A 1800-nucleotide genomic window follows, 5' to 3' on the forward strand; every position below is an offset into this window, starting at 1 on the left:
GCGAAGGCGCGTGCGCGTTGTTGTTTTGCCCGGATAACCTGTGCACGCCGCAACACGGTCCCGCCGCGATGCGGGCCTTTCGGCCAATGATCTCCAATGTCGAGGCGCTGAAGGCGGATGTTCCGCAGTTGCTGTTGGCGCAGTCAACGCCAGACGCGCCTATCGATGTCTGGCACAGCGGCCTGGAGGGAAATGCACAAGGCATTGTCTTGACAGCCCTGAGCGTCGCAAAAGGCGGTATGGCTGCGAGCGAACGAGACATGCAACAAAACAGGCTCGACGAACCGCTCGGCATCGCGGGGCCCGTCAGTAGCTGGATCGCAATGAGCCTGGCCATTCACGCGTGTTCTCGTCGTGGCCGCGCGCAGCTTGTCGTTTCAGCGAGCACCGGAAAATCGATGGTCATCTTTATGCTTAGCGAACTTAGCGTGGTTTGACGTGAAGAAATTTATACACCTGGGTCCTATCCTGCTCCTTGTCGCGGCGCTGCTCGCGCTTGGGGAAATCCTCTATTTCACGATCGATCACACGGCAATATACCGTTGGGCCGACGCGAACCGCATTGTTCTCGCCTCACTGGCTGGCGTGCTTTTGGCGCTGGCTTTTTGGGTATATCCGAAGCGGGAATCGATCGAAAAAGAGGTCGAAAGTCTGATTGTTCGCGAGCAGTTGGCGCCTGTTTCGCAGGCCGGCGCTGACGTGCTGCGCAACCAGTCTGGGATCGGATCTGCTAGGGTCGACAGGGATGCGCTGGCTTCAACTCTTCGATCTGAAGGCGGGATTGGGTGGCGCTATCGTCGACCTTTTTTCCTGCTTGTGGGAGCGGCACCAACAATCGACCGGTTCCTGCCCGATTTGGTGGGGCGCAACTGGTTGGTCAGCGATGACGCGGTATTGCTGTCGAGCAAGAGTGGTTCCGATGGCCGGCCCGACGAACATTGGCTCAGACAGATATATGCGTTTCGTCGCCGTCGTCCGATCGATGCAGTCGTTCTTGTACTCGATGAAATCGATAACCTATCACCGCAGCGCCGCGGCACTAACGCTCTCGACGTGAATCTTTCACGTATCGCCGATTTATTGCATTGGTCTGCGCCAGTGTACGTGCTCGATGTCGCTAAAACGGATGCCTTCAACAACGGGCGCACAGCCGTACTCGGTTGTGAATTCGCGCCCGACGCCAACGAGCGGGCGGTCGAATCGACTTTGCTTGAATTGCGCAGCCGTATCGGGCATATTAGCATCGGGCAACTGATTCGAAACGGTAAAGATCGGTACTCCGCGCAGTTGTCGCAGCGACTCGATTCGCGTAGTGCGCCGCTCGCCGCGTTGATCGCATCGTTAGCAAATCGCAAAGCGCGCCATCAGTCGGTGAGCGCCGCATTCTTCGCGCCGTTTCCGCTTGACGTTGATGCAGGCGCAGTTGCTGATCCCACCGCGCTCACCGCCGCCGATCTGCCGCTATGGAACCACCTCGCCACAATCGCCCGCAAGCAACGCGGCACGCGCATGGGCTGGCATCCCGTCACGGTGTTTTCCACCATCGCCCTGAGCGTCATCGGCATATGGACCGCAGGCATGCTGATCTCCGGCATGACCAACGGCCTCAGCTTGTCCGAAGTCCGGCAGACGATTCAAACACTCAAGACCGCGCCCGATCCCGCTGCACATCTGCAAGCCTCGCTCACGCTGCAACAGCAGATCGGTCGATACGAAGATCGCGTCGCGCATCAGCCACCGGTATGGAGCCGCTTCGGCTTGAATCAGGACAAAGCGATCCTTGCTGCGCTATGGCCGCCC

Annotated in this window: 1 protein-coding gene and 1 pseudogene; both read left to right on the forward strand. The window is 58.9% G+C overall.

Annotation, left to right across the window (positions count from 1 at the left end; genetic code table 11):
- Positions 1-437, forward strand: a 437-nt coding sequence (locus tag WCA53_RS20880) for a hypothetical protein (protein ID WP_423915115.1), incomplete at its 5' end; no start/stop codon positions are given.
- Between the two features lies 1 nt (position 438).
- Positions 439-1800, forward strand: a pseudogene (locus tag WCA53_RS20885) (ImcF-related family protein); the annotation flags it as partial.

This window comes from Caballeronia sp. (genome assembly GCF_049581465.1).
Classification (GTDB): domain Bacteria; phylum Pseudomonadota; class Gammaproteobacteria; order Burkholderiales; family Burkholderiaceae; genus Caballeronia.